This window comes from Hymenobacter fodinae, from assembly GCF_004745825.1.
Taxonomy (GTDB): domain Bacteria; phylum Bacteroidota; class Bacteroidia; order Cytophagales; family Hymenobacteraceae; genus Hymenobacter; species Hymenobacter fodinae.
On the sequence record NZ_SRLA01000001.1, the window covers coordinates 1,499,489 to 1,524,638 of the forward strand.

General features: G+C 55.7%; 18 protein-coding genes and 1 tRNA gene. 9 read left to right on the forward strand and 10 right to left on the reverse strand.

Annotated features, from left to right (window positions below; all coding sequences use genetic code 11):
* Window positions 1-6: 6 nt before the first annotated feature.
* The 7 genes from EU556_RS06375 to EU556_RS06405 form a co-directional block, all read right to left on the reverse strand.
* Window positions 7-1,482, reverse strand: coding sequence for a T9SS type A sorting domain-containing protein (locus EU556_RS06375; protein WP_135432248.1), 1,476 nt, complete (start codon window positions 1,480-1,482; stop codon window positions 7-9).
* A gap of 103 nt (window positions 1,483-1,585) precedes the next feature.
* Window positions 1,586-2,539, reverse strand: a complete 954-nt coding sequence (locus tag EU556_RS06380) for a bifunctional riboflavin kinase/FAD synthetase (protein WP_135432250.1) — start codon at window positions 2,537-2,539, stop codon at window positions 1,586-1,588.
* Window positions 2,540-2,688: 149 nt separating this feature from the next.
* Complete coding sequence (truB, locus tag EU556_RS06385; RefSeq protein ID WP_394346107.1) at window positions 2,689-3,516, reverse strand: tRNA pseudouridine(55) synthase TruB; 828 nt, start codon at window positions 3,514-3,516, stop codon at window positions 2,689-2,691.
* Window positions 3,517-3,520: 4 nt separating this feature from the next.
* Complete coding sequence (locus tag EU556_RS06390; RefSeq protein ID WP_135432252.1) at window positions 3,521-4,309, reverse strand: undecaprenyl-diphosphate phosphatase; 789 nt, start codon at window positions 4,307-4,309, stop codon at window positions 3,521-3,523.
* 187 nt (window positions 4,310-4,496) lie between these two features.
* Window positions 4,497-4,808, reverse strand: coding sequence for a DUF3098 domain-containing protein (locus tag EU556_RS06395; protein WP_135432254.1), 312 nt, complete (start codon window positions 4,806-4,808; stop codon window positions 4,497-4,499).
* Window positions 4,809-4,870: 62 nt separating this feature from the next.
* Window positions 4,871-5,764 carry a cell division protein FtsX gene (locus EU556_RS06400; protein WP_135432256.1) on the reverse strand — a complete coding sequence of 298 codons (894 nt, stop codon included), beginning with the start codon at window positions 5,762-5,764 and terminating at the stop codon, window positions 4,871-4,873.
* 74 nt (window positions 5,765-5,838) lie between these two features.
* Entirely contained in the window at window positions 5,839-10,419 is a 4,581-nt protein-coding gene (locus EU556_RS06405) for a translocation/assembly module TamB domain-containing protein (RefSeq protein WP_135432258.1), read from the reverse strand.
* Between the two features lie 283 nt (window positions 10,420-10,702).
* On the opposite strand from EU556_RS06405, the gene tsaD reads away from it, so the two are divergent.
* From tsaD to EU556_RS06425, 4 genes are all read left to right on the forward strand, one after another.
* Window positions 10,703-11,713: a tRNA (adenosine(37)-N6)-threonylcarbamoyltransferase complex transferase subunit TsaD gene (tsaD, locus tag EU556_RS06410; RefSeq protein ID WP_135432260.1), complete on the forward strand. Its 1,011-nt coding sequence runs from the start codon at window positions 10,703-10,705 to the stop codon at window positions 11,711-11,713.
* 94 nt (window positions 11,714-11,807) lie between these two features.
* Entirely contained in the window at window positions 11,808-12,281 is a 474-nt protein-coding gene (gene smpB, locus EU556_RS06415; RefSeq protein ID WP_135432262.1) for an SsrA-binding protein SmpB, read from the forward strand.
* Between the two features lie 165 nt (window positions 12,282-12,446).
* Window positions 12,447-13,253 (forward strand): C40 family peptidase, encoded by an 807-nt coding sequence (locus EU556_RS06420; RefSeq protein ID WP_245327454.1) that lies wholly within the window; start codon window positions 12,447-12,449, stop codon window positions 13,251-13,253.
* 152 nt (window positions 13,254-13,405) lie between these two features.
* Window positions 13,406-13,897 (forward strand): HNH endonuclease, encoded by a 492-nt coding sequence (locus tag EU556_RS06425; RefSeq protein ID WP_135432264.1) that lies wholly within the window; start codon window positions 13,406-13,408, stop codon window positions 13,895-13,897.
* A 97-nt stretch (window positions 13,898-13,994) separates the two neighbouring features.
* Here the strand turns inward: EU556_RS06425 and EU556_RS06430 are convergent, their stop codons facing one another.
* Window positions 13,995-14,861, reverse strand: a complete 867-nt coding sequence (locus EU556_RS06430; RefSeq protein ID WP_135432266.1) for an alpha/beta fold hydrolase — start codon at window positions 14,859-14,861, stop codon at window positions 13,995-13,997.
* Window positions 14,862-14,987: 126 nt separating this feature from the next.
* Between EU556_RS06430 and EU556_RS06435 the strand changes: the two genes are divergently transcribed.
* Together EU556_RS06435 and EU556_RS06440 are read left to right on the forward strand one after the other, a co-directional pair.
* The gene (locus EU556_RS06435) at window positions 14,988-16,238 is read left to right on the forward strand and encodes a DUF3298 and DUF4163 domain-containing protein (RefSeq protein ID WP_135432268.1); all 1,251 of its coding nucleotides are present in this window, start codon (window positions 14,988-14,990) and stop codon (window positions 16,236-16,238) included.
* Window positions 16,239-16,458: 220 nt separating this feature from the next.
* Entirely contained in the window at window positions 16,459-17,523 is a 1,065-nt protein-coding gene (locus tag EU556_RS06440) for a fatty acid desaturase family protein (protein ID WP_135432270.1), read from the forward strand.
* A gap of 68 nt (window positions 17,524-17,591) precedes the next feature.
* On the opposite strand, the gene EU556_RS06445 is transcribed toward EU556_RS06440, so the two are convergent.
* Entirely contained in the window at window positions 17,592-18,113 is a 522-nt protein-coding gene (locus tag EU556_RS06445; protein WP_135432272.1) for a hypothetical protein, read from the reverse strand.
* A 649-nt stretch (window positions 18,114-18,762) separates the two neighbouring features.
* On the opposite strand from EU556_RS06445, the gene rpsA reads away from it, so the two are divergent.
* The 3 genes from rpsA to cphA all read left to right on the forward strand — a co-directional run bounded on the left by rpsA (window position 18,763) and on the right by cphA (window position 24,067).
* The gene (gene rpsA / locus EU556_RS06450; protein ID WP_245327455.1) at window positions 18,763-20,760 is read left to right on the forward strand and encodes a 30S ribosomal protein S1; all 1,998 of its coding nucleotides are present in this window, start codon (window positions 18,763-18,765) and stop codon (window positions 20,758-20,760) included.
* Between the two features lie 271 nt (window positions 20,761-21,031).
* Window positions 21,032-21,102: transfer RNA gene (locus tag EU556_RS06455), tRNA-Cys, on the forward strand.
* Between the two features lie 328 nt (window positions 21,103-21,430).
* Complete coding sequence (gene cphA, locus EU556_RS06460) at window positions 21,431-24,067, forward strand: cyanophycin synthetase (RefSeq protein WP_135432274.1); 2,637 nt, start codon at window positions 21,431-21,433, stop codon at window positions 24,065-24,067.
* 85 nt (window positions 24,068-24,152) lie between these two features.
* Here cphA and EU556_RS06465 read toward each other — a convergent pair whose 3' ends face one another.
* Window positions 24,153-25,100 carry a hypothetical protein gene (locus tag EU556_RS06465; protein WP_135432276.1) on the reverse strand — a complete coding sequence of 316 codons (948 nt, stop codon included), beginning with the start codon at window positions 25,098-25,100 and terminating at the stop codon, window positions 24,153-24,155.
* Between the last annotated feature and the right edge of the window lie 50 nt (window positions 25,101-25,150).

The window sequence follows — 25,150 nt, forward strand, 5'->3', positions numbered from 1 at the left end:
AATGCCTTAGTTCTTTATTACGCGCATGGTAGAACGCGCACCGTTGGCCTGCTTGCCAGTCAGCAGATACATGCCCGCCGGAATACCTTGCATAGATAAATGCGCTTCTCCCTCGTCGGTTGCGTCCGGCCATCGGTGCACCAAACTGCCCTGCATAGAGTAGAGCTCAAATTGGCCATTTTGGGCAAAATCAGCCGGAATAGTGAGAGTTTCGGTGCTCGTAACCGGATTAGGCCAAGCCGTCAGAGGTTGGAGCGTAGCGGTACGAAGGCTTTCTAAAGGGCCCGCACTCAGAAAGATTTCCTCTGCGGGATTATCTCCCCGCAAGCTGCCGCAGACTACGACCTGTTTAGTTTGCGGATCAACAAACAAGCCAGCTCCCACCGCTGATAAACTCTTGCCAAGTTCATATTGTACCGGCTGTTGGGCACCAGGCAAACCTGCGGATTCGGCGTAAAGTTGCGCTCCGGTTGCGTCTAACACTGTTAGGAGCAAACTATATACATGACTGCCACCAGTTGCGCCCAATACCAAAATGCGGCCATCGGGTAGAGATGCTGCCTGGCTAGGTTGTAGTAAAAGAGTGCTCTTAGAGTAAGCGCGGCTCCAATAAATAGTAGAAGAATTTAATTGCAGCTTATCAAGTTGGCCGTTTGATACTACCAGCACGTCATCACCTCCCAAGGAGACTACATTTGAGACGTAGGTATTGCCTTGAGTTTGGTAGGCCCACGAAGGGAGTGCCGTTTCACGTCCTTGTGTTCCTTGGTCTGAAAGCGCAATGAGCTTCGTGCCGGCCCTGGAGCCCGCATAGGCAAATAAGCCAGTTGGAAGCTGAAATAGATTATATATGAAAGTGGGGCCCGCTGGTATACTTGGTGGGGCAGGGGCAGGTAAAGTGCCTGAAGGAATAGCGAAAGGTACTTGCTGAAGCTGTTCACCAGTTGCTGTTAGGCGTAGCAGTGCTGAACCCGTAGGTCGGTTGGTGGCTATCCAAAAATTGCCAGTCTTATCAAGTGCTATTCCACTGTAGGGTAGTGCCTCGCCAGTTTCTGGCTCAGTGCGCTGCTGCCAAGCAATAGCTCCATCGGTCTTCAGCATAAGCAGTAAGCCCGTAGAAGTAAAAGGGCGGTTTATCACATCCTGCCCCGTGAGCATGGAGAGTAACACCTGGCCAGCTGCATTTTCACAGGCTGCTACAGAGCTTAGTTGAGTGCAATCACTAATGGGGTGGCGCTTAGTCCAGAGCTGATTGCCGCGCTCGTCGGTACGGATCAGGTAAAGCTCCGTGTTGTACCCATTTTTGGCTTGATGATTACCAATGAGTAAGTAGCCCCCATCCTTGAGTTTAAGAAGGCGGCTGCAGGATTCGTGCTCAGCGGTGCCATACAGCCGCTGCCAGGTAGGTTGCGCTGTAGCGTTCCAAGTACCCAGCAATAGCACGAGGAAAACCGAGAAAGGCAGGAGTAAAGTTTTTAGCACAGAATAAAATAATAGAAGGGAAATTGATAGGTTTCTGATGATATAAGGTTAACAATAAATTTGTTATTGCCTTGTCGCACAGTGAAATATATATATAACTTGCTTAGCCTCCAATGAGGTGCTGGCGCGCATTTTCGGCGTCCAGAAACAGCTGCGTTTTAAGCGCATCGAGGCCATCGAACTTCTGTTCATCGCGGAGGCGGGCCACGAATTGTACGGTGAGGGGCTGGTCGTACAGGTCGCCTTCAAAGTCAAGCAAGTGAGCCTCTACAGTCTGAGCCAGGTTGCCGCCCACGGTAGGGCGCACGCCAATATTGAGCATGGCTGCGTGGTGGGTGCCCGCCGCCGTGGTGGCCATTACGGCATATACGCCGCGGGCCGGAATCAGCTTCAGGGACTCCTCACACTGAATATTGGCCGTAGGCCACCCAATGGTGCGCCCCAGCTGCCGGCCCTTTACTACTAGGCCCGTCAGCGGATAATCGTAGCCGAGGTAGCGGTTGGCGGTGGCTACGTCGCCGGCCTCTAGGGCCCGCCGGATGCGGGTGCTGCTCACGCCCACGGCGTCCACGTCTTCGCGCGGAATCTCTTCCACGCTCATGCCGTAACGGTCGGCGTGTTGGCTCAGGTACTCGAAGCCGCCCTCCCGGTTTTTGCCGAAACGGTGGTCGTAGCCAATTACAAGCTTCTTGGTGCCTACCGTGCGCAGCAGAATGTTCTGGATATATTCTTCCGAGGTTGAAGCGGCAAACTCCTTCGTAAACGGAATAATAAACAGGTAGTCAACGCCGTACTCGGCCAGCTTCTGGCTGCGCTCCTCCTGGGTGTTGAGCAGGTGCAGGTCCATGGGTGCCGGGTGGGAGGTAGGCGGGGCCAGCACTAGGCGGGGGTGGGGCCAGTAGGTAATAACAACGGCCGGGCCGCCGCTCTGGTCTGCCACTTCGCGCAGGCGCCGCAAAATCTGCTGGTGGCCCACATGAACGCCATCAAACGTGCCGCTGGTTACTACGGCGTTGCCCAAGTGCGGAAACTGCGCGGGGTCCCGGATGATGTCCATAGTGGAGGGTAAGCTAGATGAAAAGGGGGAGCTGATGAAGCTGCGAAGGTAAAGCACCGGGCCCGACCTTGCGTAGGCCACTCCCCAGTGCCTACGTAAAAGCCCCAGCCGCCGCACTCAGATACGGCCAGTCAGGGCGTGTGGGGTAGTTAAGAAACAGGTGGCGTATCAGGCGCGGCGGCCGCGTCCTGCTGTGACTGATAATACTCTAGGCCAGTCCGGCGCTCGGGCTGCCGCTCCCGGCGCTGCCGCGGCGGACGGTCAGCTTCCCCCTCGGGGCGGGGTGGTCGCAAAGCCTGTATGGCTTCCATGGTTAGGGCATCCTCCAGGCGGTACTCGCCAATACGGGTACGTACCAACTTGGTGAGGTGGGCGCCCACGCCTAGTGCAGCACCATAGTCGCGGGCTAGGCTGCGGATATAGGTGCCCTTGGAACACACCACCCGGAAGTCAACCTCAGGTAGGGCAATGCGCGTCAGTTCAAACTCCCTGATGGTGACCTGCTTGCTCTTAATTTCGGCGTCGTCGCCGCGGCGGGCTACTTCGTATGCCCGCTCCCCGTTCACCTTCACCGCCGAAAACAACGGGGGCGTTTGATTGATAAGACCAACGAAAGGGGCCAGAGCCGCCCGCAGCTCGATTTCGGTGAGGTGGTCGTAGGCCAGTTCTTGGTCTACAGGCGTCTCTAGGTCAAAGCTAGGGGTAGTCTGGCCTAGCCGGAAGGTGCCGGTGTACTCTTTCTCCTGGGCCTGAATCAGGTCGATCTGCTTGGTTTTCTTGCCGGTGCACAAAATCAGCAGGCCCGTCGCCAGGGGGTCGAGGGTACCCGCGTGCCCGATTTTTTTGATGCGCAACGTATTTTTCACCTTGCGCACCACGTCAAACGAGGTCCAGGTCAAGGGTTTATCAAGGAGGAGCACTTCGCCGGCTTCAAAGTCGAAGCGGGCGGGAGAAGTAGGTTGTTCTTCGTTCATCATGGTCTTACAGCACCTGCAGGCTGATGCCCAACGACACCATCACCAAAATCACGACGCCCACCACAATGCGGTAGAAGCCAAATGCCCGGAAGCCGAAGCGCGACACAAAATCTACGAACGACTTCACGGCCAGCAGCGCCACAATGAAGGCCACCACGTTACCAAATAGCAGCAGCTTGATGTCCTCGGAGCCCGGCGCGCTTACTTTATAGGTCTTGTAGAGCTGATACGCGGTAATGACCGTCATAGTCGGGACGGCCAGCAGAAAGGAGAAGTCGGCCGCTGAGCGCCGGTCGAAGCCCTGGGCTAGGCCACCAATAATAGTTGCGGCTGAACGCGAAACACCCGGCACCAGCGCTATGCACTGAAACAAGCCAATTTTGAGGGCCTGCGCAAAGCTAGGCGTAGTCACCTCTTTACGCGGACTGGTAAACAGCTTATCCACGAACAGCAGAACCACGCCGCCTACTACCAGTGAAATAGCAACCACTGTCACGCTTTTCAGCAAATCCTCAATGGTGTCTTTCAGCAGAAAGCCCAAAATCCCGAACGGAATGAACGCTGCCGCCAGCTTAAGGTAAAAGTCAAAGCTCTGCAGAAACCGGCGCCAGTACAGCACCACTACCGCCAGAATGGCTCCAAACTGAATGGAGGTAATGTAGGTATCGGTGAAGGGCAACTGCCCGATGCCGAGCAGGTTGGCGAAAATAATCATGTGCCCCGTGCTGGAAACGGGCAAAAATTCGGTCAGGCCTTCAACAATAGCGAGCAGCAGCGCGTGCCAGTACGACATAGAGGGAGAGTTGGGGAAGTAAACAGGGAGGCTAGTTGCCTAGTGAATGGCGTAGCATAAGCATAGGAGAACGTCATGCTGAGCTGGCCGAAGCATCCTTTCCGCTTTGTCTATGCCAGGTAGTTAGCCAGAGGGAGAGATGCTTCGGCCAGCTCAGCATGACGTTCTGAGCTGGCAGGCGAGTGGCCTAGCGCTTATACGTAGGGGCGGCCGGTGGTACCGTAGTAGGCGGCACAGGCTGAGATGGTACAGTATTCACCGTTGCGGCATCCTTTGCCACGGGGGCGGTGCTGCCGGCGCGGCTCATGATAGCCCAAAACTCAATGCCAAAGCCCACGGCCAGCAGAATGGGGCCCAGCGTAATGCCAAGGAAACCTTCACCGTAATCAGCTGAGTCCAGCATCATCGTGATAAAGCCAGCAGCCAGCACGGCCAGCCCGATGAACATCAGCCGGTAGTTGCGCGGCCCGAAGGCGAAGCGGGGAGTTGTCTGTTCCATAACTGCAAAGGTAGGAGGGTTGGCAGAAGGTGCCGCGCAAATTCAACCAACCGGGTAGTTCATTAATACAAGTCGTCAAGTGACATGCCCGAATACTTGCGCACCGCCCGCCAGGAGCTCAAGAAGCCTATGCCCATGCCTAGCACCACCAGCAGTACAATCAGGGCACCAATCAGGCGCTCATCGCGCAGCAGGCGCAACTCTTCTAACTGCAAATAGGCGTATTGAAGCAAGGCCAAGAGCAGCAGCCCCGCCAGAATACCACCCGCCAGCCCCTGCCACACGGCGCGGCGCAAAAACGGCCACTGAATAAACGCCTGCGTGGCCCCCACCAACTGCATGCTCCGGATAAGGAAGCGTTGCGAGAACATGGCCAGCTTGATGGTATTGTTGATGAGCACCACCACTACAAACGTGAGCACGGCAGCAAAGCCCAGCAGCACCAAGCTCACGTTGCGCAGGTTTTCGTTGACGGAAGTAATCAGGCTTTCCACGTACTCCACCTCAAACACGCCGGGCTGCTGACGTAACTCTTCCTTGATGCGGGCCAGGTTTTTGGCGTCGCCGTAGTCGGCGTTGATTTTGAGCAGGTAAGCGTCGCGCAACGGATTGTCGCCCAAGAAGCGCTGAAAGTCCTCGCCCGTCTGGTCGATGAGCTGCTTGGCGCCTTCTTCCTTGGAAAGAAAGCGCACCTGAGCCTGCCCATTTTTGTAGGCCACGTAAGGCTTATGGGCGAAGTCTTGCTGCAGGCGCAGCAGCTGGGTCTCGGGTAGGTTGCGCTCCAGATAGACCTGCATTTCCAGGTTCTCCTTCACCAGGTTCGACATCTTGTGCGCGTGAATGAGCAGCAGCCCAAACAGCCCAATCACCAGCAGCGCCAGCGTAATGCTAAACACTACCATGGTGTGCGGGTAGCTGCCTAGCTTCTTCTTACGGGTGGTACGCGGTTGGGACATTGGGTAAAGGTGAAGTTGTGAAGAGCGAAGTTATAAAGGCAAAGTTGTGAAAGAAGCAGTTCACAAGTTCACCTTTACATGCTAGTACGGGGGTCTTCCTCAATCTGAAGCTCGCGGGCCTTCCGGGCGTTTTGGTCGCGGCGGCGCAGGCGCTTGCGGGCAAACAGCTCCCGCATCGAGTCGAACTGCTCAGTGTGCAACAAGGAGAGGCCTACGCGGGCCTGGTTGGCAAGCTGGGCCTGGGCCGTCAAATCACGGGGAGTGGTTTCGTAGCGCAGCTTTGCCCTGAACTTGCCATCGGGGCGCAGGTAGTACTCTAGGCTCAAGTCGCCAACCAGCGACGACTGCGCTGTGGGCAGCGGTACGCCGCCGGGCTGGGTGCTCCCCGTAGGCAGGGCGTTGTTGCCGAAGCCCCCTTCCCGCGTTACGCGTAACCGGCCATTGAGGAACGAATAGCTGAGGCGCACCTGCAGAGCTTGGAGCTGCTCCGAAGTCAGACCGTTTAGGTTAAAGCTGATTTCCAGGTTGGGGTCAATCTGGGAGGTTAATAGGCCTAGCTGCGTAGATATGATCTGGCCTAGACTGTTGCCAATAGCATTGTTCTCACCCTGCAACCGAGTTACGGCCAGGGAGCCCACGGGCGTGAGCTGGCGGAACACCACAAGGCTAAACACCTGCCGGTTCAGCTCCTGCTCGTCGTTGCGGAGGGCTGAGAGAAACGGTGCCAGGTCGCCTTCCAGCGACGAGGGAATATCGTTGAATTCCAGATTCAGCCGGATAATAGGCTGCAGCAATGGCCCCGTCAGGTTCATAACGGCCGTAACGGGCACCACCGAGGTGCTGGTTGCCAGTACCGGAGCCAAAGAGGTGCGCTGGGTGTAGGTGGCCGTTACGTTCATTTCGCCGGCCAGTGGGTCGCCGTTCCAGGCAATAGTACCCCCAGGGCGCACCACAAACTCCTTGTTCACCAGGCCCTGTAGGGTAAAGTTGTAGGCCCCGCGCACAATCTCCACCTGGCCATACATGTTGAAGTCGCCGCGCGTATCAATATTCAGGCGCAGTTGCCCACTGCCCGTACCCCTGATAATGTCGCCGGTGCTTTCGTCGAGCAGCATTTCCAAATAGGCATCGGGGGTAATGTCTAGGTTCATATTCAACCGGATACCCGAAATATCCGTCTGGGCCGTGGTGGTAGCTACCGTTTTCGTGCGGGCAGTATCGGGCAGGTTACGGTTCACGAACCGGATGTAGCTGGCTTGCTCGGCTTTGGCGGCGTTGTCGAAAGGCAAGGAAATGCGTGTGCCGGCTTCGCTACGGGCCGTTACGTTAATGAACAGATTGTCGGCCGGGCCGCGCACGAGGGCAGTACCCGTGGCGTAGGCCTGTCCGAAGTACAGCTCATTGTCTTTGCGGGTAGTATTAAGCACCTGCAGTTTCCGGAACGAGGCATTCAACTCCAGCCGCATATCCTGGAAACCCTTCTCGAAGATATTGCCGTTTACCACGCCCGTGTTGCCCTGGGGGTCACGCACGGTTATGTTCTGCAAGGCAATTCGGTCTTCCAGGAAGCGAATTCGGTCGGAGAAGGTATAGGTAGTGCCCAGGTAAATAAACGTCAGCTGCCCGTTGGTTACGTCAATATTTCCCGTGAGCACCGGGGCGTTTAGACGGCCCGTGAGACGCAACGTGCCCAGCGCCGTGCCGCCCAGGTCGCGGAAAAGCGTGTGCAGGAAGGGCTGGGCCAGTTTTACCGGAGCATTGGCCAGCGTGCCGGTGAGGTTTAGCTGCTGCTCGGCCTCGCCGGGCGCAAACGTGCCAGTTACCTGCACCACGCGCTGCTGGTCACGCTCCACATCCAGGTTCACGGCCAGGCGGCTAGCCCGGTTGTCCCAGTCGCCGCGGCCCTTCACGTCGCCAATCAGCACATCATCCATCTTCAGCGAGTCAACTGAGAGCGTAGAATTAATAACCAGCTCATCGTAAATGCCGCTGATGGTGCCCAGCGCATTCACGCGGCCCGCAAACTTCTCCTGACCCGTGAGGCCGTTCAGAGTCGAAAGCTCGAAGTCCTTCACTGTAAGGGCCAAAGGCTTGTTGGCATTCTGAGAGATAAAGCCTTGGGCGCTGATGCTCTGGTTGCCGTTGCTAAGCGTTAGGTTTTGGAAGTCAAACTCCTTGCCGCCCCCCGAAATAACCAGGGAGTTGTCGGGTGCAATCGTCCATTCCTTACCCAGTACATTCACGCCAGAGCGCCGGAATACTACCCGCACGGCGTCGTTGAGGAATACCAGGGCTCCGTTGATCTGGGCGCGGTTGGTGGTGCCGGTTTGGGCCAGGGAAGTAGCAAAGTTGATTTTCTCCTGGTCCCACACGCCTTCCACGTAAAACTTCTCGGTGGCGCCTAGGCCAGGTACGCGCTGCCGTACCGAGGTTACGTTGGCCTGGGCCAGAATCTCGGGTTGGTAGGGCAGCTTAGACGTGTTGAATTCAAAGTCGTTGTTTACGAGCAGCAGGCTGTCGTAGCGCACCTCGTTCACGTGCCCGCCCAACTCAAAAATCGACGTAGGCCCATTCCGGAAGGACCCGTCGATGACCGTTGAGTCCGACACCGTGAGCTGAGGCATAAACACATGCAGCACCGGGTTAGGCTTCTTCAGGTACAGATCGAGCGCAATTTGGTACTCCGGAATGGGGCGCTGACGCTTACGGCGGTAGTAGTTGGCAATGACCTCGTCGTTGCTTTCAAAGTTGAGCTGGTACTCCGTCAGCAGGGTAGATACATCGCGCAGAACAGTGGATGGCGTGAAGTTACCTGCCAAGTTTAGGTTGAGCACCTCAGAGCGCACATTGAGCCGGCGTTGCCCACCCCCAAACTGGCTTACCAAGTCTAGGGTGTCTACGGGAACAGTGCGACCGTTGTAGCTCAGGCGAGAGTTACGTAGGCGGGCATAACCCAGCAACTCATCCAGGCGCAAACCGCGAAACTTCACATCGGCGGTAGTCGCTATAATTACATTCTGCTGGGTGAGACCTAGCGCTTTCAGGCTGGCACGTCGCACTCGGGCGCGCAGGTCAAAGGCCTGCTCTTTCTTATTAAGGTCGATGGTGCCATCGGCGTCGAACTGCAGGTTGGGGTCGTTGGCGGCAATCTTACCCGTAAACGACTCCCGGCTGAAGCGGCCGTTGGTGGTAATGTTGCGGTAGCGGTACCCATTCAGCCAAATGCTCTGCACTGTGGCGTTGGCCGTTACGCGGGCCGTAGCGGGCACAAAGCCTACCCCTTCCACCTTGCCATTGAAGGTCACGTCGCGTATGGTGCGCTCATCGCCCAGCAGGCGACCCAGCTGGAAGCCTGTAGTGCGCACCTGGCCCTCGTAGCTGGAGTAGCGCGGGTCGTCCTTGAATTTCAAGTTAACGTCGGATACCACTGAGCCCAGCGCCGTTTGGAAGGAGCCATTGGCTACGAAGTCGTTGTAGAAGCCCAGGAATTGGCCTTTCAGCTTTACCACGCCCAGGCGCTGCACGTAGGGCCACCCCGAAGCTGGAATGTAACGCCGAATGTCGCGCCCGTCTACTACCGACGGCTGCAGGCGCATCTCCACGAAGCTTTCCCGGAAGTTGGGCAGGCCTTCCACGTTGATGTCGCCCCGCACGCGGCTGTTTTTGCCGTAGGTAATATCCAGGTTTTTGGTGGTGAAGTTGCGCACATACCCCTTCGCCTGACCCGAAATCAGCACGGATTCCTTGAGGTCGCGCACGAAAGGCTGGGGCGCGAACTTGGCAATATCATCGGAGTACACCCGCGAAGGCTGCAGTCGGGCAATGACTTTTACCGAGTCGTTGAAATCGGTGAAGTTGAGGAAGTGCTCGTACTCGAAGCGGATGTAATTGCTGAGCTGGCTGTTCTGCACGCGCAGCATCAGCTTGTCAAACTCCCAGAACTTGTCGCCATAGGTCATGTTGGAGGTAAGCTCCCGGAGCCGCGTGCCCGAGGGCGTATCCACCGTCCGCAACCCTTGAATATTGGCGTGAATGGTGTCGCCCTTAATCCACAGCTGATCGGCATCGGCATAAATGCTGTCGAGACGCATGTGGGCGTAGTCCATGGTGCGGCCATACTCCGGAATGCGCGGCACATTCTGGCGGTCTAGCACAAACCGGCCGTTGCGTAGGCCTATCGATTCAATCTTGAAGTCGAAGGGCTTGCTGACTTTGGTGGTGTCGGAGGGGCCAATTAGCCGCTTCACGGCTGTAATAAACTCCGTGAGGTTGGTGGTGTCGGGGCTGTTCTGGTAGGTAACCAGATTGAAGCGCGGCTCCTCTAAAATTAGCTTGCCCACGTGCAGATGAGAAGGGTCGAAGACCGAGAAGAGGCGGATGTCGGCGTCGGCCCGCCCAATGTTGAACAACTCGTTGCCGCGGCGGTCCAGCACTTGTACTCCCTCTAGCAGCACCCGCGAGAAAGGCCGCACATCAACCCGCCCCACCAGCACCTTCTGGCCGAGCTTGTTGGTAAGCATGGCTGCCGCCCGCTTAGCCAAGTTGGTTTGCACGCTGGGCACCCGTAGCGCTACCAACGCACCCACTACGGCCAGCACTACCACAATGAGCAGCGCAAACAGGACCTTGAGGATGACGGTTATAAAGCGGGGCACGGGCAGCAAATAGGGGAGAGGCAGGAGGCCAGCCAGGGCAAAGATAGCGGGTTACCCCCAAGCGTTGCCTAGCCTACGCACGGCAAGAAACGGGTAGCAACGCGTTGGGGTTGAGCTTTGACAACGCCGAGGCTGCAAGGTTTAGCATTTTGCCCGACCTTTGTCGAACAAGCTAGCAGTTTTCTGGTGTTAAAATGCGAGAAAACTCTCTCGTCCTGACTCTGTAATGGGCGCCTGCTCTGGTTCTAGGCCACCCTCATCAGTTTACCTTCCTCGTATAACCATGCAACATCCCGTTATCCTGGCCATTGAATCTTCCTGCGACGATACCTCGGCGGCCGTAATGGTCGGGGGCGAAATCCGCTCCAATGTGGTGGCCACCCAGCAGGTGCACGAGCAATACGGCGGCGTGGTGCCCGAGCTGGCCTCGCGCGCCCACCAGCAACACCTGATTCCGGTAGTAAATGCCGCTCTCCAAAAGGCGGGTGTGGCAAAGGCCGACCTTGATGCCGTGGCTTTCACGCAGGGGCCGGGCCTGCTCGGCTCTTTATTAGTAGGAGGCATGTTTGCCAAAACCCTGGCCCTGGCCCTGGGTAAGCCCCTGATTGCGGTAAACCACATGCGGGCCCACATTCTAGCGCATTTTATTGAAGAGCCTAGGCCAGTATTTCCCTTCCTATGCCTCACCGTGAGTGGCGGCCACACTCAGCTAGTCATCGTGCGCAGCGCCATGGACATGGAAATTATTGGCCAGACCATTGACGATGCCGCCGGCGAGGCCTTCGACAAAACCGCCAAGCTGCTAGGCCTGCCGTACCCTGGCGGCCCCCACCTCGATAAGCTGGCTCGCGAAGGTAATCCCACGCGTTTCCCGTTCCCAGTGGGTGCCATGCCCGGCTACGACTTCAGCTTCAGCGGACTTAAAACCTCGGTGCTTTACTTCCTGAAGAAAGAAACAGCCCAAAACCCCAACTTTATTCAGGAAAACCTGCCAGACCTGTGCGCCAGCATCCAGTACACCATCATCCAGACGCTGCTGCGTCAGCTGCGTCGCGCCGCCGCCGATAACGGCCTCACGCAAATTGCCCTGGCCGGGGGCGTGGCCGCCAACAGTGGCCTACGCCAAGCCTTGCAGGATGAAGCGGCAGTGCAAGGCTGGCAGGTGTTCATCCCTGCCTTTCAATTCTGCACCGACAATGCCGGTATGGTAGCCATGACGGCCCACTTCCAATACGAAGCCGGTGACTTCGCCGATCAGCTCGTCAGCTCCGACCCACGCTTAAAGCTAGCCTAGGCCACTCGTTCACGCCTTCTCTCGAATTATTCGCAACCTTGCTGCCCGCATTTGCGAACCTTGCTTATGCCGCCTTTCCTGCGGCTACTTTTTCATGGCCAAACAAAAAGACGATACTCCCAAGCGCGTTAACATTCTTAACCGCCGCGCTAGCCACGAATATGCCTTCATCGTGAAGTATGATGCCGGCATTATGCTTCAGGGCACCGAAATCAAGAGCATCCGCGAGGGCAGCGTGCAAATCCAGGATGGGTTTTGCTCCTTCCACACCGATGGTAGCCTGTGGGTGCACAACCTCACCATTGCCAAGTACACTGAGGGTACATACAACAACCATGAGCCCACCCGGGCCCGCAAGCTGCTGCTCAACAAGCGCGAGCTAAAGCAGCTGGCCAACAAAAACCAGGAACAGGGCCTCACCATCATTCCGCTGCGCATGTACGTGAACGACCGGGGCTTTGCCAAGCTGGAAATTGCCCTGGCCAAAGGCAAGAAGCTCTTCGATAAGCGCGAGGACATCAAAGCCAAGGACCAGCGCCGCGAAATGGACCGCGCTCGGGAGTACTAACACAAGTGCTGATGTTGTGCGCTAGCGAATTTGCGAAGCAGGCTTGGTAGGCTCAGATTAAAGCAAGAATTTCGCCCGATAGCAGTTTTGGGTAGTAAAATTCTGCTACTCTGTTACGTGGAGCAGTAGCTATCTTCGCAACTTCATCATCTCACAACGTCACCTTTGGATCACGGAATTTGCGCCCTGAGCGTCGTGCCGGTACGCGCCGAGCCTTCTGATAAGGCCGAAATTGTTACCCAGCTCATCTTCGGGGAGTGCTATTCTATTTTGTTGGTGCAGGGCAACTGGTGCCAGGTGCGCAGCGCCGCCGACCAATACGTGGGCTGGATTGATTTCAAGCAGCACACGCCCGTTACGCCCGACTACCTGCAGGCCTGGCAGGCCCAGGACCACCCCCGCACCCTCGACGTGGTGCAAATGGTGAGCAATACCACAACGCGCATACCAGTGAGCTTGGGCGCTCGTCTGCCGTTTTTCGATGGTATGACCCTGCGCCTTGGTGAGCAGCAGATGTTCTACAACGGCGCCGCCACCAACCCTCAGAACGGCCATGGTCCTCACGGCCCCGTCGACCAGCGCCTGCGTCTGTTGCAGAAAATGGCTCTCACGTTTCTGAAGTCGCCGTACCTGTGGGGCGGCAAGACCATGTTCGGGGTTGACTGCTCGGGCCTCATGCAGCAGCTCTATGGTCTTATTGGCGTGCAGCTCCCGCGCGATGCTCACCAGCAGATCAACGTAGGCCAGGTGGTACACTTCGTGGCCCAGACCCGCCCCGGTGACCTGGCCTTTTTTGATAACGCGGAAGGGCGCATCATCCACGTAGGCGTACTGCTCGAAGACCAGCAGATTCTGCACGCCAGCGGTGAAGTCCGCATAGACCCCCTCGACCACAACGGCATCTACAACCGCGACCGGAAAAAGTATTCTCACAAGCTGCGTCTCATCAAGCGCATTCTGTCGGATGATTGATGGGTACGGTAGGTCGATGGCTATATAGCGAGATATAGTGGGCGTTGGGTTATTCCAATAAATAACCAGCAATCAACCACTACGAGCACTTGTTAATGCGCTAAGAATCATCTAGCTTTCAGGCAGGACAGATTCTTTTTCTTATAGCGCATATGGATCAAAAAGTGCTCGTGTTAAACGGCGACTACACCGCCATAACGCTGTGTAGTGTACAGAAAGCCTTTGTGCTTCTGTTTTTGGAAAAAGCGGAGTTGATTGCCAAGTCAGATGGCGTGATGCGCACGGTAAGCACGGCCTTCCCCAAGCCTAGCATTATCCGGCTGCAGCGGTACGTGCGTGTGCCCTACAAAGGCATTGCCCTGAGCCGTCACAACATCATGAAGCGGGACCATTTCGAGTGCCAATACTGCGGCTCCACCAAAAACCTCACTCTGGACCACGTGTTGCCCAGGAGTAGGGGTGGCGACTCCAGTTGGAGCAACCTGCTTACGGCCTGCTCCAGATGCAACCACGCTAAAGGCCACAGAACCCCGCAAGAAGCCGGGCTCACCATTCGGCAACAGCCCAAAAAACCTACCCTTACCGGATTTCTCAAACTCAGCGCCGGTACCCTCGACCAAAACTGGCACGCCTATCTTCACTAAAACCGACCGCCTCCGGGCTGGTCGGTTTTTTTATTTCTCACAAAAAAGAGCCCCTGGCCTAGGCCAGGGGCTCTTTTTTGTGGCTACGTGAGGCTACTTAGTAACGGTCGGCAGTTTGCTGAGCCGAGCCGCCGCCCGCGAAGGCCAGCAAGTCTTGGTTGAGGCGGTCTTTCTCCGTGATGAACAGGCCGTGCGGGGCGCCGCTGTATTCCACGTACTGAGCGTGCGGCACGTACTGCGTCATCCGCTCGCCGCTCACTTTGGCCGGTACCGTATCGTCGCTGCTGCCGTGGATAACCAGCGTGGGCACTTGGATGGCGCCTAAGTCCTGGCGGAAGTCAGTGGCGGCGAAGGCATACACGTCTTGCTCAGTAGCGCGGGGCGAAGCCAACTGGCAAATCGACTGCATCCAGTCCAGCGTAGCTTGGCTTACGGGGTGGCTAATTACGCCCACACCGAAGAACTGCTTGCCGAACGTCTGCAGGAAGTCGAAGCGGTCTTTGTTGATGCCCTCTACCATTTTATCGAATACTTCCTTGTCGGCGCCGTCGGGGTTGTTATCGGTTTTGAGCAGGAAAGGAGTTACAGCCGAAACAAACGCCACGCGGCTAACGCGGGCACCGCCGTGCCGGCTCATGTAGCGGGCTACCTCGCCGCCACCCATTGAGAAGCCTACCAGCGTCACGTTCTGCAGGTCCAACGTGTCTAGCACGGCCTTGAGGTCGTCGGCCAGCGTATCGTAATCGTTACCTTCCCAGGTTTTGGAGGAATTACCAAAGCCGCGGCGGGTATAGGCCACTACGCGGTGACCGTGCTTGGGCAGCTCAGCCAGCTGATATTCCCACATTTCATAGGAAGCGGGCCAGCCGTGAATCAGCACGATGGGGTTACCCTCGCCTTGATCGATGTAATGCAGTTTAACGTCGTTGCCGTTGGCATCGGTGCCAGCTTTGATGTAGCTCATGAAAGTCAGGTTTAGGAGGTGTAGAAATGGAGGCTAATTGAGTTGATACATACGTTTGGGGGAGAGTATCGATGAGCTTACGCCAATAAGTTGTACACCTATTCTGAATCTCCTTCCTTTGAGCGGATGAGCTATATATTCCGCCCCCGTTTAGATGCCAGTACAGGTAGCATAGTTGCCAAAGCAGGCCTAGGCCTGTTGCTGGTTGCCTGCCAATCCAAATCTGATACCGCCGCTACCACCACGGGCGCAGCACCACCTACCACCGCGGCGGCGACCAATCCATCCAATTCGCCGGGCGCGTGGTACCGGCAGTACCGCGGCGTGGTGCCCGGCACGCCCGATACCGTGACGCTACACCTGCAGAGCTTTGGCAAAAGCCGCGGCGACTTCAGCGAAAACCGCATCTGGGGTTTCTACGCTACCGCCGACGGCCAGCCCCACGAGGTAAGCGGCACCAGCAGCTCTCCCGATAGTATTACCCTCCGTACCAGTGGCCTACCGCAAACAGGAGAGGGCCCAGCCTGGCGGCTAAAGCAAAACGGCTTCCTGCTGGTGGGCTCTCAGCAGGGCCAGCCACTGCAGTTCCGGCTGGTGCAGCCCCCTGGCGGTATTGGCTTCGTATCTCGGGTTTTCACTGATTCGGTGCCCGCCCGGCCCAACCACCCGCAGGATTCCATCTTCGGCCGTACACGCCTGCACGCCCTACTGCCTACCAGCGGGGCCGCGCAGCAAACCATCCAGTACCATCTGCTGCGCGGCCTGCGCGGCGATACCGTTGATACTACGCCTAATCCTACCCTGGCCGCCGTGTGGCAGCAAAAGCGCGACGCGCTGAAGGACTACCAGCAAGACGTAGGGCCCCTGGTAGAAGCTGCCCTGGCCGATACCAGTAGTTCTTACCGCCCGGCTGCTACTCTTAACTATGAAACGGAAGCCGATACGTACGTGCTCTGGAACAAGGGTAATCTGCTTAGTATTGGGTTCTTTGTCTTTGATTATAGCGGCGGTGCCCATGGTAACTACGGCACTACCGTGCGCAGCTACGACACCCGCACTGGCCGACCCCTGCGCTACTCCGACATCTTCCGGCCCGGTACTGAGCATGCCCTGGAGAAGCTGCTAGGCCAGTACGCCCGGCTCACCCTCGGGCTCCGGCCCGGTGAGCCCCTGTCCAAAGCTCTTTTCGAGAATACACTCCCCGTTACGCACAACGTGTTTCTTACTAGTGGTGGCGCCGTGTTCGTATACGTACCTTACGAGGTAGCCTCGTACGCCCAGGGTGAAATCCGGGTGTTCGTGCCTTTCTCGGCGCTGCAACCTCTGCTGCAACCGGGCCTGCCCGTAGGCGGTGGGAGGGAGGTAGTGCGTAAGTAATACCGGTAGTGAGACTTCAGACTGGCCTAGCAACTACTTATGTGAGCGTAAGTAGTTGCTAGGCCAGTCTGACTTTGCTCGTTATGGCCACTGTGACCGCCCGATTCTTGTGCGTAGTGCAACCAACTGGCTTACGTACAAAATACCGCCCTTTGGCACCTTATCAAGTTCATCGGTATTAGAAGGAGTATCTTTACCCCCGACTTCTTCTCACCACCATATGCAAGCACCCAAATTCTCGGCCTCGCGCTCTTTTCACCAAGAGCTGAAACGCCGGACCAATGCCTACTTCGCCGAGGCAGGAAAATCAACTACCGGCGGCAAAACCCTGTTATTCAAAGCTATTCTGCTTACTGCTGCCTTCGTGGCAGTGTACCTCCACCTAGTGTTCTGGACACCCACTGCCTGGTTAGGCATCCTGGAGTGCGCCTTGCTCGGCGGCATCGGGGCCGCCATTGGCTTCAACGTGATGCACGACGGCGCCCACGGCTCCTTCAGCAAGCGTAAATGGGTTAACCAGTTCGCAGCCTTTACTCTCAACGTAATGGGTGGCAACTCCTTCATGTGGAACATGAAGCACAACCTCATCCACCACATGTACACCAACGTGGAAGGTGTGGATGATGACCTGGATGCTCAGCCCTGGCTGCGTCTGAGCCCTGAGCAACCCCGCCGCAAGCTCCACCGCTTCCAGCACCTGTACTTCTGGTTCTTCTATGCCCTGCTCTTCATCGCCTGGATTTTCTACATGGACTACCAGAAGTATTTCCGTGGCAAAATCGGTGAAATGGCTATCAAGAAGATGTCTGCCTCTGACCAAGGCGTATTCTGGGGCTTCAAGGTGCTGCACCTAGGCCTGTTCGTGGCCCTGCCCATTTACACGGTGGGCTTCCTGGGCTGGCTGGTAGGCTTCTTGGTGTTTATGGCCGTGGCCGGCTTTACCCTGAGCATCGTGTTCCAACTGGCGCACACGGTGGAGCACACCAGCTTCGTGGTGCCTCACGCTACCACCAACAAGATTGAGGACGAGTGGGCCATCCACCAGATCAAAACCACCGCCAACTTCGCTACCGACAATAAAGTCATTAGCTGGCTGGTAGGCGGCCTCAACTTTCAGGTAGAGCACCACCTGTTTCCTAACATCTCGCACGTGCATTACCCCGCCCTGAACAAGATTATTCGGCAGGTGTGCGAGGAGTTCAATATTACATACAATGAGTACCCCAAGATGCGCTACGCCGTGGCTTCCCACGTTGCTCACTTGCGGGAGCTAGGTCGCAAGTAGTCTCGGCTAGGCCTATTAACTAAAGAGCCCCTCACTGCTAGCGGTGAGGGGCTTTTTGGTTTTGCTGCTTACTGAGAAATGACTCGGAAGCCTGGGATGTCGCGCACGTTTTGCTCCCAGTGAATCATTTCCTCCAAAAACTCCTGTACGTGGTGCAAAATAATATCAGAGGTTAGCTCTTCAGGCTCGAAGCTATCTAGGAATTTGGGCTCCCCGCAGTCCTTCAGCTCCACAATCTCGGGGTACTGAATGCTTACGTATACCCGTGAGTCGGAAAGTTGGGAGTAGAGCAGGGCGCCGCCTTTCTTTACATAGTGGCGGAAGTCGGTCTCATGTTGTTGCTCGTCGTGCAATACGGTTTTGATGCCGCTGGGAGAGGAGTTAAATGACAGAAATATCACCTCCCGATTCTCCAAGTAATTATCAGTATCCACGTACCAATTCAGGTTCACTTCCCGCTGCACCTCGTTCAGCTGCTCCAGCAGCAGGTTCCGAGTATCGTTCTTCCAGGTAGCTCTCCTGGTTTCGATCTTGCTGAGGATTTCCTTGTAGGCAACGCTGGTCTTTCTGATAATCTCTAATCGGGTCATGAAGCGAGTGTTTATGTGACAATGGTTGAGATACGAATACTGAGCAATACGAATAGTTAAGTAGATAGATAGGGTATATCGAGGAGATGCAATATCTACTTCTCTTTGCATCTTGTTCAATAGCGTTTGAGAATGAACAGAAGGGCAAGAAAATCAACCGTTACTCGGAACAAGTGGTTAATTAGAGTTCAGAATAATAGGAGGAATATATTAGCTATAGCTACAGTGGTGCTGCTATTTACTGGCCTAGAAGTAAGCCGCTGGAAATGGCGAAACTATAAGAGAGAATGGCCGCGAAGTAACAGGCTATGTTATTGGCTCAAATAGCAAAAACATTCGTGTTACTTACTGTATACAAGAGAAAAGGTATGAGGTGACCGTATCGAATCACGGATCAAATCTAGTTTCAGGGGATAGTTGTAAGCTGAGATACAACCCACGATGCTTTAAGGATGTCGTTCTTATATCAGACTGATTGCATCCAACTTATTTAGACAGCAAGACGGCATTTCTAACTCTCCCCAAACTTCCGTATCTTTGCGCCCCCGCCAGGGTGGCGGGCCGGAGCTTTGGCTCTGTGTATCAAGTAAAAACGCGTTCCGGAGTTGGCCCTGTGCCGGACGTGTAGAGCAGGGCTATAAGCAAACTAATGGCAGAGTTAGTAGACAACTTCGACTGGGACAATGTTGGAGCCAACAGCTTCGGTGGTAACTACACCGCTGAGCAGCGCGCCGAGATGGAACAGATGTACGGTGAGACCCTCACGACGGTACAGGAAGAAGAAGTAGTAAAAGGCACCGTGGTAGGCATCACCGACCGCGATGTAATCCTGAACATCGGCTTCAAATCCGATGGTCTGGTGTCTATCACTGAATTCCGTGACCTGACCGACCTCAAAATCGGTGACCAGGTAGAGGTATTCATTGAAGACCAAGAAGATGCCAACGGTCAGCTGATCCTGTCGCGCAAGAAGGCGAAGATCAAGCAGGCTTGGAAAGCTATCTATGACGCCCTGGAAAACGACACCGTGCTGGAAGGCGTGGTAAAGCGTCGTACCAAAGGTGGTCTGATCATGGATCTGGACGGCGTTGAGGCCTTCCTGCCCGGCTCGCAGATTGACGTGAAGCCTATCCGTGACTTCGACATCTATGTTGGTCGTCGCATGGAAGTGAAAGTGGTGAAAATCAACGCCGCTTTCGACAACGTGGTAGTTTCGCACAAAGTCCTGATCGAGAAAGACCTCGAGAAGCAGCGCGAAGCCATCCTCAACAACCTGGAGAAAGGCCAGATCCTCGAGGGTGTTATCAAGAACATGACCAACTTCGGTGTGTTCATCGACCTCGGTGGCGTAGACGGTCTGCTGCACATCACCGACATCTCGTGGGGCCGCATCGCTCACCCGAGCGAAGTACTGCAGCTCGACCAGAAGCTGAACATCGTAGTTCTGGACTTCGATGAAGCCAAGAAGCGTATCAGCCTCGGCCTGAAGCAGCTGACTCCTCACCCATGGGATTCGCTGCCCGCCGATATGGGCGTAGGCTCGAAGGTGAAAGGCCGCATCGTGAACGTTGCCGACTACGGTGCGTTCATGGAAATCATCCCCGGCGTAGAAGGCCTGATCCACGTTTCAGAAATGTCGTGGAGCCAGCACCTGCGTAACCCACAGGACTTCATCAAGCAGGGCGACGTAGTAGAGGCTCAGATCCTGACCCTCGACCGCGAAGACCGCAAGATGAGCCTGGGCATCAAGCAACTGAGCGAAGACCCATGGACTCGCGGCGACTTCGCTACGAAGTACGCAGTAGGTACCAACCACAACGGTCTGGTGCGCAACCTGACCAACTTCGGCCTGTTCGTTGAGCTGGAAGAAGGTGTGGACGGCCTCGTGCACGTTTCGGACCTGTCATGGACCAAGAAGATCAAGCATCCTTCGGAAGTAGTGAAGGTAGGTGATCGTCTGGACGTGGTAGTTCTGGAACTGGACGTTGCTAACCGTCGTCTGGCCCTGGGCCACAAGCAGCTAGAAGAAAACCCCTGGGATACGTTCCAGACGGTATTCACCCCCGGTTCGGTGCACAAGGCTACTATCACCGAGAAAAACGACCGCGGTGCTGTTCTCGAGTTGCCGTACGGCATCGAGGGCTTCGCTTACCCCAAGTCGCTGGTGAAAGAAGATGGCAGCAACGCTGAGAACGGCGAATCGCTGGACTTCCGCGTAGTTGAATTCTCGAAGGATGACCGTCGCATCGTGCTGTCACACACTGCCGTGTTCAACCAGTCTCAGGAAGATGATTCCCGCAACGCTAAGTTCGCGAAGAAGAAGCCCGCTGCTGGTGCTGCTCCCGCCCAAGGCGAAGGCAAAATCAGCGACCTGAAGAAGCCACAGGCGGCTGAGAAGTCGACCCTCGGTGACCTGGATGCTCTGTCGGCTCTGCGCGACAAGATGATGGGCAGCGAGCGTCAGGCTGGTGAGCAGAAGCTCTCCGCTAAAGATGCTCCCGCTGAAGGTGGTATCCTGTCGGCTGTAACGGGTGCTGCTTCGGCTGCTATCGACAAGGTAACGGAAGTTGCCGGCGACGTAGTAGACACCGTGAAGCACGCTCTCGGCAACGATGATGCTGACAAAAAAGAAGACGAGAAAGCCTAAGCTTCCTTCTCTCTAAGCAAAAAGGCCCCGGAGCAATCCGGGGCCTTTTTTGTTGCCATCTAATTGCACGCAAGAGAAGTACTGGAGCTGCACTCAAATGATCAATGTCTTAGCTAACCGCTAGGCCACCCCAGTTGAATTGGCAACTGCTTCATAGATGCGTAAAATTTCTCTCACTGCTCCAATTAGTTACCAACGCACCTGGGTAAAAACTGACCTGCACTTTGGCTTAAGTCGGATTAAAGCGTATGTTTGCATCCTCAAAACCACTGGTGACGTGACCGAGTGGCTAGGTAGAGGTCTGCAAAACCTCCTACAGCGGTTCGAATCCGCTCGTCACCTCTCTTACAATTCCTGTTTTCTAGAGTACGCTTTGTGTGCCCCGGTCGATTAGCCCCGACCGGGGTTTTTGCGTTTTAAGCCTCGCCCAACTATAACACCTAGCCTAGGCCACCGTACTGCGATATTAAGGTCACTCTGCTCGCAGCTGAAACAGAAGCCCGGAACAGCATGCAAGAGCATGCTTTTTCAAAATTCTTGGTGCCTGAGAATGACTTAGGTGCCCCTAGCAAGCCAGCAGAAGAGAAAAAGCCTTTCTTGCGGTATTATCCCTACATTTCGTTTCTGCGTAAGAGCGCGCACGCAACTACTTCTTTCCCGTTCATCATCCATGAAAATTATTGACCTCCGCACGATGCGCGGACCCAGCTACTGGTCCGTGAAGCACTTCAAGCTCATCGTAATGAAAGTCGACATGCAGGACTTGGCCGACGCGTGGTCGAATACAGTGCCCGCGTTAGCGGAGCAATTACCGGACCTGCTACCGGAGCTAGCGCAGCCGCAAAACAATGATTCCAGCAAATCAGCGCAGAAAAATCCGCCTCTCACCCAAGAGCAACTGGCCGATGGTGAGCCGCTAGGCCACGTGATTCTGCATGTAGCACTGGCACTGCAGCGCACAGCCGGCATGCCTGTGCACTGGGGTAAATCGTATCCGGCGCATCAGGAAGGAGTAGAATTTGTTGTGTTTGCTTATCAGGAGGAGCGCGCCGGTCGGATGGCTGCCGAGGCTGCCGTGCAAATCGTAGATGATTTGTGCCACCAGCGTTCTGTTAGTCTTAAGCCCGTAATTGAGGAACTGCACGAGATTCGGGAAGAGGAGTTTTTCGGGCCTAGCACCTGGAGTATAGTATCGGAAGCGGCTTCGCGCAATATCCCCTACATCCAGCTCAAGAACAGCAGCATTATTCAGCTAGGGTACGGCGTAAACCAAAAACGCATTTGGGCCACCACTACCAGCTATACCTCCCACGCGGGTGTAGAGGTAGCCGGCAACAAAAACCGGACGAAGGCAATGCTGCGGGATGCAGGTGTACCAGTACCAAGCGGCACCACCGTGTACTCAGAAGAAGGACTGCGCGACGCTATTGAAGAACTGGGCTTCCCCATTGTGACCAAGCCCCTGGATGGCAACCATGGCAAAGGAGCTACCATTTGCATCCGAGACTGGGAAGGCGCGGTAGAGGGCCTAAAGGCTGCCCAAGTGTATTCACGCGCGGTAATTGTGGAGCGCTTTATTGAAGGGCACGATTACCGTATGCTAGTTGTGAATGGCAAACTGATTGCAGCGGCCAAGCGCACGCCGGCGGCCGTAAAAGGCAACGGCACGAGCACTATTCAGCAACTCATCGATGAGGTAAATACAGATCCTCGTCGGGGGATAGGTCACGAGAAAGTCCTGACCAGCATTAAAGCCGACCAGCACACCCTCGATATCCTTAAAACCCACGACCTGACCCTCGACTCGGTGCTGCCGGCCGGACAGGAAGTGTACCTGAAGAGCACAGCTAATATTAGCACGGGTGGTACCGCTACTGATGTCACCGATTTAGTACACCCCTACAATGTGTTGCTGGCCGAGCGAGTAGCGGGCATCATTGGCCTCGATATCTGCGGCATCGACTTGCTGACCAACGATATTGCCGTGCCGCTAAATGAGGCGCGGGGTGCAGTGATTGAAGTAAACGCTGCTCCTGGTTTCCGGATGCACATTTCGCCTACTGAGGGCTTGCCGCGTAACGTGGCGGCGCCGGTGGTAGATATGCTATTCCCGCGGGGTAGCACTGCTCGTATTCCAATTATGGCCGTAACCGGCACTAATGGCAAAACCACCACTACGCAGCTTATTGCGCACGTAGTAGCCACTGCTGGGCATCAGGTGGGATACACCACCACCAACGGTATCTATATTCAGGGCGTGCAGCTGCAAAGCGGCGACTGTACGGGCGGCCAAAGCGCCGAGTTTGTGCTGAAAGATCCTACCGTGAATTTTGCAGTGCTGGAAACGGCCCGCGGCGGTATGTTGCGCTCCGGTCTGGGCTTTCATACCTGCGATGTAGCGGTAGTGACCAACGTAGCCGCCGACCACCTAGGCCTCCGCGATATATACACCGTGGAGGAAATGGCTAACGTGAAAGGAGTACTGCCCCGTACTGTGCGCAAGGATGGGTATGCCGTTCTGAATGCTGACGACGACTTAGTGTATGCAATGCGCGAGAAGGTTGACTGCTGCGTGGCGCTGTTCAGCATGAACGAGCACAACCCCCGCATTCGGGAGCACATTGAGCACGGTGGCCTAGCGGCGGTGTACGAAGAAGGCTACATCACGATTTACAAGAACAGCTACAAGCTGCGCATCGACCACGCCACGGCCTTCCCAATTACGTTCGGTGGCCGGGCTACCTTCAACATCGAAAACTCACTGGCGGCAGCCTTGGCCTGCTATTGCTATGGGTTCGATAAAGAGCAAATCAAACAGGGGTTGCGCACGTTTGTGCCCTCCGCGGCCAAAATGCCAGGCCGGATGAACACCTACAAGTTCCCTAAGTTTGAAGTCATCGTCGACTACGCCCACAATACGCACGGGATTGAGAAGTTTGCTCAGTTCCTGGGGGCCACTGAGGCCACGCGCAAAATTGGGGTAGTATCAGGCCTAGGAGACCGGCGCGACGAGGATACGCTCAGCTTTGCCCGGGTCGCTGGTAAAATGTTTGATGAAGTGGTGTTGCGACAAGACCGTGACCTGCGTGGCAAGACCGCCGAGCAGCTCAAGGAAATCATGATGCAAGGGCTGCGTTTAGATGCGCCGGAGTTGCCTATCACCTACATCGAAAACGAGATGGATGCCATTGATCATGTGCTGAGCACTGCACAAGAAGGCTCCGTAATCGTGCTGCTCACAGAAAACATCAAGGATACCATCAAGAAACTCGATGAGTATGAGGCCAAAACCAAGGCCCTAGTATAAGTCAATATCCAATGCTCCATAACAAAGAAGGCCGCCCAAGAGGGCGGCCTTCTTTGTATAGTTAAGGCTAGGAAGTGGCCTAGGCCTATTTCAGCGTGAAGGTGGTTTTGCCGATCATAACGCCCCCTTCATACAGCTCTACCGTGTGCAAGCCGGTTTTGTACGCAGCACCTTTGGCGTACAGAAACTGCACAGGCTGACGGGTGTTGTCGAATACGATGTCTTGCTTAGCCGTGTAAAATGCCTCAGAGCCATCAATAGTAAATGTGCCACCACCGGTGCTCAGGTTATACAGGGCTGCACCGTCTGGCTCAATCAGACGCATCATGATCTGCTTGGTTTCCTTCGGCGACACGTCGTTGCGGGCCAGGTTGAACGTTACCTTCACCTTCTCCACGCGCCGAGCCTTGAACTCGTTGTCATCGTCGTCTTTCTCCTTGTTGCGGCTGTTAACTACTCCAACCCGGATATTCTCGGCCTGCAAACGCGAGGCAATAGATACTTTCTCCGACAGCTCCTGGTTGGAGCGAACTACCGTGGAGATGGTGTCAGTCAGTTTGTTCTGACGCTCCTTGAGCGTAGTGGTTTCAGTGTAAAGCGCTTCGTTGTCGGCCTTCAACTGGGCAATTTCTTCGTCTTTTTTGCGCAGCTGATTTTCGAAGTTAGCAGCCCGTTGCTTGAAGCGGCGCTGCTCGGCAATGCTAAAGCTACCGGCTTTGAAGGAGCGTAGCCGGAGCAGGTCGGCGTTAATCTGGGCCAGCTTAGCTTCCAGCGAATCGTTGGCGAGGCCCATGCCCTGCACTTCCTGGCTCTGCCGCTCAAAATCAGCTTTTAGAGCTTCGTACTGCTTGATCTGTTCTTCCAGCTTGGTGTCTTTCACCTGTACTTCCGACTGCAGCTGCTCATTCTGCTGCGTCTTTTGCCGATTCATGTAGAACAGAAAGCCATTGATGCCGACCAAGAGCAGGACAAGGGCGATAAGCAGGAGCCATTTGTTATTGTTCTTTGGTTCGGGGCTGTTGTCTTGTTCCATGGAAGGAGAGGGGGTTAAGTGAAGCCCGGATGGTCCGGACGAAGGCATTA

Coding starts and splice junctions, on each gene's coding strand:
- EU556_RS06380 (WP_135432250.1), bottom strand. CDS start 2,539: ATGGACATCATCCGGGACCCCGCGCAGTTTCCGCACTTGGGCAACGCC.
- truB (WP_394346107.1), bottom strand. CDS start 3,516: ATGATGAACGAAGAACAACCTACTTCTCCCGCCCGCTTCGACTTTGAA.
- EU556_RS06390 (WP_135432252.1), bottom strand. CDS start 4,309: ATGTCGTACTGGCACGCGCTGCTGCTCGCTATTGTTGAAGGCCTGACC.
- EU556_RS06395 (WP_135432254.1), bottom strand. CDS start 4,808: ATGGAACAGACAACTCCCCGCTTCGCCTTCGGGCCGCGCAACTACCGG.
- EU556_RS06400 (WP_135432256.1), bottom strand. CDS start 5,764: ATGTCCCAACCGCGTACCACCCGTAAGAAGAAGCTAGGCAGCTACCCG.
- tsaD (WP_135432260.1), top strand. CDS start 10,703: ATGCAACATCCCGTTATCCTGGCCATTGAATCTTCCTGCGACGATACC.
- smpB (WP_135432262.1), top strand. CDS start 11,808: ATGGCCAAACAAAAAGACGATACTCCCAAGCGCGTTAACATTCTTAAC.
- EU556_RS06425 (WP_135432264.1), top strand. CDS start 13,406: ATGGATCAAAAAGTGCTCGTGTTAAACGGCGACTACACCGCCATAACG.
- EU556_RS06430 (WP_135432266.1), bottom strand. CDS start 14,861: ATGAGCTACATCAAAGCTGGCACCGATGCCAACGGCAACGACGTTAAA.
- EU556_RS06435 (WP_135432268.1), top strand. CDS start 14,988: ATGAGCTATATATTCCGCCCCCGTTTAGATGCCAGTACAGGTAGCATA.
- EU556_RS06440 (WP_135432270.1), top strand. CDS start 16,459: ATGCAAGCACCCAAATTCTCGGCCTCGCGCTCTTTTCACCAAGAGCTG.
- EU556_RS06445 (WP_135432272.1), bottom strand. CDS start 18,113: ATGACCCGATTAGAGATTATCAGAAAGACCAGCGTTGCCTACAAGGAA.
- rpsA (WP_245327455.1), top strand. CDS start 18,763: ATGGCAGAGTTAGTAGACAACTTCGACTGGGACAATGTTGGAGCCAAC.
- cphA (WP_135432274.1), top strand. CDS start 21,431: ATGAAAATTATTGACCTCCGCACGATGCGCGGACCCAGCTACTGGTCC.
- EU556_RS06465 (WP_135432276.1), bottom strand. CDS start 25,100: ATGGAACAAGACAACAGCCCCGAACCAAAGAACAATAACAAATGGCTC.